Here is an 8,985-nt window from a genome sequence, read left to right on the forward strand (position 1 = left end):
GGCAACCAACCTCTCGCCGTATGGTGTTGCGGATATCACCAGAGGTGAAAGCCTTGGGTTTAATATTCGCTTCCCCGGGCAGTATGCGGATAGTGAGAGTGGGTTGTATTACAACCGGTTCAGGGATTATGCGCCGGGTAACGGTAGGTATGTCCAGAGTGATCCGATTGGGTTGCTTGGCGGATTAAACGGATTTTCCTATGTGACGGCCAGCCCCAATACACAAGTTGACCCATATGGTTTAACAGGTGTAATTGGAAGTGCTTTGCCGCCACCACCACCAACTACCTATCTTGGAAATATACAGGTTGAAGGGCCATATGTGTCTCCAAGAACTCCAGTAGAACAATTATTCAATGTGGGAGCTAGTAAAGTGGTTGAAACGGTGACGTCTAGCGCTTTAAAGGTTAGTCCTAAGTCAGGCAATATTATACCAAATCCTATTGGTGTATTTGTCGGTACTTTAACCTATACAGGTGGGCTGGGCTGTCAAACCTTGGATTGTGACAATGATGGCGATGGTTATCCAGATCTTGAGTATGCAAATATGTGTCCTTCAGGCGTTGAGTGAATAATGAGTGAGCATAGCGTTTTGTATCATAAGTGGTGGGTGTCTGGCATGGTCATGCTCCCCTCCTACCTGTTCATGGGACTGATTTTATCAAAGTTGGTTGGAGAGGCTTGGCTACTTGTCTTTATCTTCTCACTATGGTTGATAAGTTATGTATATGCAAAGATCATAATTACACCACCACAGCGACTACTTAAATACAGGAAGAGATACCTAACATTTGGGCTGTTCATATGTCAGTCTCTCTTTTTGGTATTAATTTATTTGATTCTTGACTGAAATATTTTCCGTAAAACACTGCAACTAATAACTAATCATGCTTCTATTTTCATGGATAGGAGCAATAAACGCTTGCAGCTAAAGTCAAAAACTTTTATTTGGCTCCCATGCTTAGGTCTTATATATTGCTACTTGGTCTCAGAAACTCAGTAGTTTGTACAGAAATCTTCTTTGCCTGTGTTACCTGCATGCAGGATGCATTACCATAGCTGAATGAGCGACAAAGTAATGATAAAAAAGTAAAGATGTTAATATGATGTCGGGTTGTGAAGCATCTACAGATCAGAAAGGATTCACTCTGATAGAACTGTTGGTGGTGATTGTGATCACTGGTGTTTTACTCGGCATTGCCTTAATTAATCCACTACAGAAAAACAACAAAAACTTGACAGTAGCTCAGGCTCAGCGGCTGATGCTATTGATGACGAAAGCCAGAGATCAGGCCATGGAGCGTAACCGTGAACTGGGGTTATCCATAGATCGTGGGACGGATTATCGGTGGTGGCAGCTGGGTGATGATATGAGTTGGCAGCTTGTAAAAGAACCTCCTTTCCAGCCTTACCGGTTACCGGAAAATCTATTGATACGCCTGGAAGTTTTACACTATCAAGACCCAGACAACACTGGCGAAGCTGTCATTCCTGATCTTGTATTTTTTTCGGATCGACAAGTAACACCTTTTCAATTGGAAATCTCAGGCCCTGATGATTCCGGGTTCATCACCATGGGCAGTGACGGGTTGTCTGATGTTGCAATCATGGAGTAAGCCCAAAGGGTTCACCTTGATGGAAGTTATGGTAGCGCTGGCTATTTTTTCAGCCACCGCCGCCATGCTGGTGCTGACAGATGGAAATACCACCAGGCAGGCCAGGGATGTCCGCAACAAGCTGCTTGCCGCACAAGTGGCTCATTATTATGTGAACAATGCGTATGCAGAACCATGGCGCGTTGTGGTTGGGCAACGTGTGGAGCATAGGCAGCAATTTGGTCATTCGTGGTTTGTTGTTCAGCAGGTTGCACCTTCATCCTCACCGTTACTGAGGCGGGTGGAAGTAAACGTTTATGAAGGGGATCAACCTCCTTCGGAATTGTCAGTGACTATTGCCCGTTTGGTGAGTTATGTTCGGGTGGTCAGCCTATGAGGAAAGTCCAGGGTTTCACGCTGCTGGAGCTGCTGATTGCTATCTCAATCTTTGCCGTTATCAGCAGTGCAGCCTACCGATTACTACACTCTGCTACGAATGCGCGGGAAGCCATCGATGATGTATTCCATCAGTTAAGTGGTTTGCAGCGTCTGCAATCTACGCTCGAAAATGATTTCTCACAGGTAGTGCTACGACCTGCCCGAAATCAATTTGGCGATGTTGAGCCGGCTTTTTTTACATCCAACCAACAAGGGGGTGTTTTATCTTTTACCCGGGCAGGTTGGCGAAACCCCCGGCAGGAGAAACGCAGTAGTCTGCAACGGGTTGTATACACCTTGATGGAGGATCGGCTGATTCGCTCATTCTGGCCAGTGGTTGATCGCGCTTATCAGTCAGAAGTTGTTGAGCAAGTCGTATTGAACGGCATTCGTGAGATGGATATTCAGTATTTAAACTATCAACGACAATGGCAGGATAGCTGGACAGCTTCTGAAAATTTGAGCCAAATGCCAATCGCCATAAAGATCAAAATCACTCATGCGGAACTGGACGATATTCCGCTGGTTTTTCCTATGGTTGACTATCAGGCAGTTGATACTTCCAAACAAGGGGCCAAGTTATGATCGCCCATCAAAAGCAGCAAGGTGTTGCCCTGCTTTCGGTGATGTTGATTGTTTCGGTGCTGATTTTTATCAGTACCGAGGTGTTAGTGACCCTGAAGTCCAATACCCGAAAAACGGCGTTCACTCTAGATCAAATGCAGGCGCGGCACTACGCCATGGGTGCAGAGCAGTACGTTATTGCATTACTGGAAGAGGACTTTCTGAAAGACCAAGGTAAAGCCACTGCCTTGGACTCCCTGGATGAGAACTGGAATGTGCAACGAGTCAGTTATGAAGTCGGACAGGGCGATATTCAGATTACGGTGGTTGATGAGCAAGGCAAGCTCAATGTGAATAACCTGACAGATGCATCCGATAATGCCTCAGTGACTATGGTTAAAAACCTGCTGAAGCACTTCGCCATGGATGAGCGCGTGGCCTTTTTAATTCGTGATTGGGTGGACAGCAATCAACAACTGTCGCCCCAGGGAGCTGAAGATAATCAGTACCTGATGATGCCTGAACCTTATCGTACGGGGGATCGTCACATGGCTTCGCTGTCTGAGTTGGCGGCGCTAACAACAGTGACATTACATCGGGTGCGAAATATATCGAGCGTGATGACAGCTCTCCCGGAGAAGACGCATATCAATTTGAATACTGCCTCTGAAAAGGTATTGCTGAGTCTGTCCGACCAGCTATCGAAAGCTGACGTCAAAGCTATTGTTGATTTACGCTCAGGTGCCCCATTGACGACACTGGATGATCTTAAAATGATCCCAAGTATGAATAGCAAAGTTGGATTACTTAACAAGTTGCCTGTGGGGTTTTCCAGCCAGTTTTATTCTGCACTTATCAAGGTTCAATTTCAGAGTGCACAATTCCAGATGAAAACTCTTTTGTACAGGAAGAAGGACGGTATAGTGCAGGTTGCAGCACGGGAAGTCGGGCCAGATTATCATTGGCCATTGCCTGAGCATCAGCCGGAAAGCCCGGAGGGATAATAATAAGATGCAAGATGAGTTGTTTATTCGGGTTCTTCCTTCTCTGAACCCCTTATCTCCTGAGAGCCTTGTGTGCTGGTCGCTGCTGGCAGAAAAAAGCAGTAAAGACAGCATTAACTCTGAAGTTGAGTGCACACTGGCTACTTTGGGGGAATCTATTGTGACAGAGGGTTTTGACGTTTCATCGTTTACATCAACTGTGACGGTGCCCGGAGAGTTGGCTTCGCTATGGCGGCTTCAGGTGAACGATGGGCAAAAGAAACGGTTGGCTGCTGTGCTGCCGTTTATGCTTGAAGAGCAGTTTGCAGTAAACATAGAAACGATTCACTTTGCTACCACGAAACCGGATAGCTACAACAAAGTATTGGCGGTAGCCATAGCTCACCTTGATATGGAGTATCTGCTTGCTCTACTGGATGATACGGGTATTCAGCCATTAAGGGTTTATTCAGAAGCTAATCTCACCATTTTTCAGCAAAAGGAATGTTTCTTATTAATGGATGGCTCAAGTTACATTCTGGGATTGGAAGGTGTCGCACCGGTTTGTCTTACTGATAACTCTGTGCGCGGGGTGCTCGGCCAACTTTCTACTGAGACAGTAACAAAACTGAGTGTAATCGAAGCATTGCAATCTTCCGTTCCGAGATTGCCAGAAATACAACAATGGATAGTTGAATCGAATCTTGAGTCTCGTGCTGAACAGTCTCCTTATAGTGTTACTGGTTTACTCAAAGCTATGTATCGGTCAGGTATTGGGGATTCCAGGCTGATCAATCTGCGCTCAGGTTGTTACCAGGTCGGCGCTTCCAAACCAGAAAATCAAGAGATCTTGAAAAATATTGCAGCCATGGCATCAGTCTGGTTGGTTAGCAGCTTACTGTTTCTTGGTTACAGTGGGACATATTTTGCTGAGAAAAAAAGGGAGTATTGGATTAAGACTGCCGAAGTGTATCTCGATGCTTTCCCTCACGATCAGTCAATGCTCGCTGCGGTCAAGCAAGGCAATTCAGCAATCAGCATCGAACCCCGCCTTAAGAGCCGACTTCAACAACCTGAAAAAGGGGCGGGCACCAGTGTGCTGATGATGTTACAGGCCTTGTCTCAAGCGGTAGATGCCGTTGATGGTGTTAGTATTGATCCGGTTTTTTATGACTTTGATGCAACAGCTGGGCAATTGGTGCTGGAATTCAGCGCCACAGAGCTGGAGCAAGTTAATCAATTACAGACAGCTCTTCAGGAATCCGGACTTGGTGTTCACCTGGATAATGCACGTCAGGTTAAAAATAAGGTAATGGCCAGATTGACAATAAGGAGCAACGGATGAGCCAGTTTTCTGAAAAGTTAACCTTACTTTTTGCTCCTGTCATCAGTGGGTGCAGGCAGCTTTCTGTCAGAGATCAGCGAGCATTAATTATCTTATTTGCAGCCCTGTTGTCATTAAGTATTTACGCACTGCTTTGGAGTCCGGTATTTGACTGGTCCAGCACCCAAAAGTCCGATTTCCATAACCAGTTGGCGGAATATCAATGGGTACAGGAAAATGCAGGTCAAGTGAAGTATAGTGACCAAACAGTCAAGAATAATGAGCCGATAGCTATCGTCGCAGGAAAAGTCGCAAAAGAGTCAGGTATTGCCTTCAGCAAAGTACAGCCCGGAAGGCAGGGGCTTGCTATCTGGCTCGATGAGGCGGTTTATAAAGATTTACTGACATGGATTTATGCTCTGGATACCCAGTATGAATTGTCAGTCTCAAAACTCAGGGTAAATCGGCTGCAATCTCCGGGCATTGTTAAAGCCTTTCTGCAGCTGGAGACATCAGGAAAAAGTCATGGGATGTAAGCATGAATAAGAATAATCAACAGTCCGGTTTTACGTTGATCGAAATTATGGTGGTTGTCGTCATTCTTGGCATATTGGCAGCCATGGTTGGCCCTCAAATTTTAGGCAGGCCGGATCAGGCGAAGGTAACCGTTGCACGGTCAGATATTGAAGCCATTTCTCAAGCTCTTGAGCTTTATCGGCTGGATAATGGAATTTACCCCACAACAGACCAGGGGTTGCAGGCCTTGGTTAAAAAGCCTGGAATTTCACCAGAACCCAAGCGCTGGAACCCCGAAGGGTATATGAAGAAAGCACCTGTAGATCCCTGGGGGCATGAGTATATGTATCTTCATCCTGGTAACAACAGCCGATTTGACCTCTACTCCCTTGGAGCAGATGGACGGGAAGGTGGAGATGCGCTTGATAAAGATATAAATAACTGGTCAGAAGAGTCTTAGAGGCTACCAGGGATGATTTTGTTATGAGTCTGGCGTTTGGTGATTCCGTAGATGTTGGTCAGCAGTTGTACCGATTACCGTTTTATTATGCAAAAAAGCACGGTGTTATTCTTGTCAGCCAGGAGGGTGGGCACTTGGTGTATTTTCACACTTTCCCCAAACCACAAGTTTGTGGCGAGTTGCTGAGAAAGACCAGGTCCGAGATCAGTTATGTACAAATCAGTGAAACTGACTTTGCTGAGAAACTGTCAAGTTTTTATCAAAATGACAGTTCAGAGATGTTACAGGATGCAGCTGACCTGGGTGACAAAATGGACTTAAATAGCTTGGCGGATGTCGTGCCTAAGGCAGAAGACCTGCTTGAGCACAGTGATGATGCGCCAGTTATTCGTCTGATCAATGCCATGATAGCTGAAGCGGTGAAAGAGAATGCTTCTGATATTCATCTTGAAACGTTTGAAGCAACGCTGGTTGTTCGCGTCAGGGTGGATGGTGTTTTAAGAGAGATACTTGAACTACAGAGAAAACTGGCTGCGTTACTGGTATCCAGAATCAAGGTTATGGCGAAACTGGATATTGCCGAAAAGCGCATTCCACAGGATGGTCGAATCTCTCTGAAAGTGGCCGGCAAAGAATTTGATATTCGTGTTTCCACCCTTCCATCAACGAATGGGGAAAGGGTTGTGCTTCGTCTGTTAAATAAGGCTCTGGATAAGTTAACCCTTGACTACCTGGGGCTGTCAGAAGATCAAAAACAGACGCTTAATCAGTTGATTCATAAACCCCATGGCATTGTTTTAGTGACAGGGCCGACTGGCTCAGGAAAAACGACAACGTTATACGCAGGCCTGCGTACATTAAACGACTCACTCCGAAACATTCTGACGATTGAAGATCCTGTTGAATACAAACTGAATGGCATAGGCCAAACCCAGGTGAATGCCAAGGTGGATATGACCTTTGCTCGAGGCCTGCGGGCCATATTGAGACAAGATCCGGATATAGTTATGGTCGGCGAGATCCGGGATAAGGAAACAGCGGATATAGCAGTTCAGGCCAGCCTGACCGGACACTTGGTACTTTCTACCTTGCATACGAATACAGCCGTTGGTGCTATTACAAGATTGCAGGATATGGGCATCGAGTCCTTCCTTTTATCCTCAAGTTTAATGGGGGTTGTGGCACAACGGCTTGTAAGAACCTTGTGCAATGAGTGCAAACAGCCTTATGAAATGACTGAAGATGAAAGCCAGGTGCTTGGAATTACTCATGATACGTATCAAGTATACAGAGCTAACGGATGCTCTGCCTGTAGCTCATCAGGCTACCGTGGCCGAACCGGACTTTATGAAATACTGAGTGTTGATGAAAATATTCGACGAATGATTCATGGAAGAGTCAGTGAGCAGGAGGTATTGAACGGTTTTCGTAAGAAAGCAGCCGGTCTTATCGATGATGGGGTTAGAAAGATACTGGCTGGAGAAACAACTATTGAAGAGGTTCTGAGGGTCACCCGGAAAGAAGAATAACGTAGGGATTTTGCTTGATATGGCAGCTTATGAATACGTAGCACTGGACGAAACCGGGCTAGAGCAGAAAGGTATGTTTGAGGCGGATAGTGCTCGACAGGTCAGACAGATACTTAGAGAGAAAAGTTGGACCCCAGTAACGGTTGAAAGCATGATGTTTAGTCGGCAAGAACATCAGGCTAAAGGTAGGCTGACTTATAAACGCAGCATTCGAACCTCTGAGCTGGCAATTCTTACACGACAGCTGGCAACATTGGTGCAGGCAGCCATGCCTCTGGAAGAAGTACTCTTTGCAGTAGCCAGCCAGCAAGAAAAGCTGCACCTGAGAAATATTATTTTATCGGTTCGCAGTAAAGTGATGGAAGGCTATACACTCGCCCAGAGTATGGAAGCTTATCCCCACATTTTTCCGAAAATGTATATTGCATCTGTGGCGGCCGGTGAGCATTCAAGCTACCTTGACCGGGTATTACAGCAACTGGCTGATTTCACAGAAGCAAAAATGCAGTCAAAAAGGCTTATACAACAGGCGGTAATTTATCCAGTTATTCTAATGGTGGCTTGTATTGCAATAGTTAGCTTTCTGCTGGGTTATGTTTTACCAGATATTATTTCTGTATTTATGGGCTCTGGTCAGAAATTACCGCCAATCACGTTGATGCTTATAGAAATGAGCAATTGGATGCAGCAATATTGGCCACTGCTTTTGGCTATGTTGGTGCTGTCTGTCTTTGCAGTTAGATTTTTGCTGAATCGGCCCAATATTCGCTATTTATGGGACAAGTTACTTCTTGATTTGCCGGGGATTGGCAAGTTCACCAAATCCTACAATACATCCCGTTTTGCAAGTACGCTGAGTATATTGACGAAAAGCGGAATCACTCTCGTGGATGGGCTGAACATCGCTGCTCAGGTAGTGAACAACGTCGTTCTTAAGCAGACAGTTGAAAGAATTGGCACGAGGGTAAGTGAGGGTAGTAGTTTGAACAAAGCAATGCTGGAGGCTGGTTATTTCCCCCCGCTTATGCAACACATGATTGCCAATGGAGAAGCCACCGGAGAACTTGATCAGATGCTTGAAAGGGCCGCGACTCATCAGCAGCAGGAACTGAGTGATAAAGTAGCACTCTGTCTTAGCCTGCTTGAGCCGATGATGTTAATTTTGATGGGTGCTGTAGTAATGACCATCGTAATTGCGATACTGCTACCAGTATTGAATATGAATCAGCTGTTGAGTTAATGGGGAAAGAAGTCTGACAGATAGTTGTCTGGGCAGCGCAGTCGAAATTAATATATTTATCTCCTGCCAAAGAAGTTTAAGTCAAGCATAACGCATTGAATTAATTAGCTATTTTAATTTTTATCAAACTATATTGTTACATTGGTATGGGTTGAGTAAAAGCAACCAGAATGTTTTATCAAACTTTACTTAGTTTTGGTTAAAAAATACACGAAATAAGACTGTTTTTTTATCAAACTATTATGTCAGCTACTCCCGATGAATACACGTCAGCTGCCACAACCAGAAAACTGACATACTCATAATTTCTGAAAACACAAGAGAACCCTCAACTTT

Annotated in this window: 10 protein-coding genes; all 10 read left to right on the top strand. The window is 45.2% G+C overall.

Annotated features, from left to right (window positions below):
• A partial coding sequence (locus ACO6VE_RS23235; RefSeq protein ID WP_422463744.1) for an RHS repeat-associated core domain-containing protein occupies window positions 1-571 on the top strand: 571 nt, incomplete at its 5' end.
• 532 nt (window positions 572-1,103) lie between these two features.
• Window positions 1,104-1,616, top strand: coding sequence for a GspH/FimT family pseudopilin (locus tag ACO6VE_RS23240; RefSeq protein WP_422463746.1), 513 nt, complete (start codon window positions 1,104-1,106; stop codon window positions 1,614-1,616).
• Window positions 1,597-1,992 (top strand): type II secretion system minor pseudopilin GspI, encoded by a 396-nt coding sequence (gene gspI, locus ACO6VE_RS23245; RefSeq protein ID WP_422463748.1) that lies wholly within the window; start codon window positions 1,597-1,599, stop codon window positions 1,990-1,992. Before ACO6VE_RS23240 ends, gspI begins: the two co-directional genes overlap by 20 nt.
• Complete coding sequence (gspJ, locus tag ACO6VE_RS23250) at window positions 1,989-2,618, top strand: type II secretion system minor pseudopilin GspJ (protein ID WP_422463750.1); 630 nt, start codon at window positions 1,989-1,991, stop codon at window positions 2,616-2,618. Before gspI ends, gspJ begins: the two co-directional genes overlap by 4 nt.
• Window positions 2,615-3,601 (top strand): type II secretion system minor pseudopilin GspK, encoded by a 987-nt coding sequence (gspK, locus tag ACO6VE_RS23255; RefSeq protein ID WP_422463752.1) that lies wholly within the window; start codon window positions 2,615-2,617, stop codon window positions 3,599-3,601. Before gspJ ends, gspK begins: the two co-directional genes overlap by 4 nt.
• A 7-nt stretch (window positions 3,602-3,608) precedes the next feature.
• Window positions 3,609-4,925, top strand: coding sequence for a type II secretion system protein GspL (gene gspL, locus ACO6VE_RS23260; RefSeq protein ID WP_422463754.1), 1,317 nt, complete (start codon window positions 3,609-3,611; stop codon window positions 4,923-4,925).
• Window positions 4,922-5,440 carry a type II secretion system protein GspM gene (gene gspM / locus ACO6VE_RS23265; protein ID WP_422463756.1) on the top strand — a complete coding sequence of 173 codons (519 nt, stop codon included), beginning with the start codon at window positions 4,922-4,924 and terminating at the stop codon, window positions 5,438-5,440. The genes gspL and gspM overlap by 4 nt, the downstream gene beginning before the upstream one ends.
• 2 nt (window positions 5,441-5,442) lie before the next feature.
• Window positions 5,443-5,880, top strand: coding sequence for a type II secretion system major pseudopilin GspG (gene gspG / locus ACO6VE_RS23270; RefSeq protein ID WP_422463758.1), 438 nt, complete (start codon window positions 5,443-5,445; stop codon window positions 5,878-5,880).
• A gap of 23 nt (window positions 5,881-5,903) precedes the next feature.
• Window positions 5,904-7,409, top strand: a complete 1,506-nt coding sequence (gspE, locus tag ACO6VE_RS23275) for a type II secretion system ATPase GspE (protein WP_422463760.1) — start codon at window positions 5,904-5,906, stop codon at window positions 7,407-7,409.
• Window positions 7,410-7,428: 19 nt separating this feature from the next.
• Window positions 7,429-8,649 (top strand): type II secretion system inner membrane protein GspF, encoded by a 1,221-nt coding sequence (gspF, locus tag ACO6VE_RS23280; RefSeq protein WP_422463762.1) that lies wholly within the window; start codon window positions 7,429-7,431, stop codon window positions 8,647-8,649.
• The last annotated feature ends 336 nt before the right edge of the window (window positions 8,650-8,985 follow it).

It is taken from the genome of Endozoicomonas sp. ALB115 (genome assembly GCF_049310245.1).
In the GTDB taxonomy this organism is placed as follows: domain Bacteria; phylum Pseudomonadota; class Gammaproteobacteria; order Pseudomonadales; family Endozoicomonadaceae; genus Endozoicomonas.

What these genes read in the sequence shown, in the direction of transcription:
- ACO6VE_RS23240 (WP_422463746.1), top strand. Translation starts at nt 1,104, where the DNA reads ATGATGTCGGGTTGTGAAGCATCTACAGATCAGAAAGGATTCACTCTG.
- gspI (WP_422463748.1), top strand. Translation starts at nt 1,597, where the DNA reads ATGTTGCAATCATGGAGTAAGCCCAAAGGGTTCACCTTGATGGAAGTT.
- gspJ (WP_422463750.1), top strand. Translation starts at nt 1,989, where the DNA reads ATGAGGAAAGTCCAGGGTTTCACGCTGCTGGAGCTGCTGATTGCTATC.
- gspK (WP_422463752.1), top strand. Translation starts at nt 2,615, where the DNA reads ATGATCGCCCATCAAAAGCAGCAAGGTGTTGCCCTGCTTTCGGTGATG.
- gspL (WP_422463754.1), top strand. Translation starts at nt 3,609, where the DNA reads ATGCAAGATGAGTTGTTTATTCGGGTTCTTCCTTCTCTGAACCCCTTA.
- gspM (WP_422463756.1), top strand. Translation starts at nt 4,922, where the DNA reads ATGAGCCAGTTTTCTGAAAAGTTAACCTTACTTTTTGCTCCTGTCATC.
- gspG (WP_422463758.1), top strand. Translation starts at nt 5,443, where the DNA reads ATGAATAAGAATAATCAACAGTCCGGTTTTACGTTGATCGAAATTATG.
- gspE (WP_422463760.1), top strand. Translation starts at nt 5,904, where the DNA reads ATGAGTCTGGCGTTTGGTGATTCCGTAGATGTTGGTCAGCAGTTGTAC.
- gspF (WP_422463762.1), top strand. Translation starts at nt 7,429, where the DNA reads ATGGCAGCTTATGAATACGTAGCACTGGACGAAACCGGGCTAGAGCAG.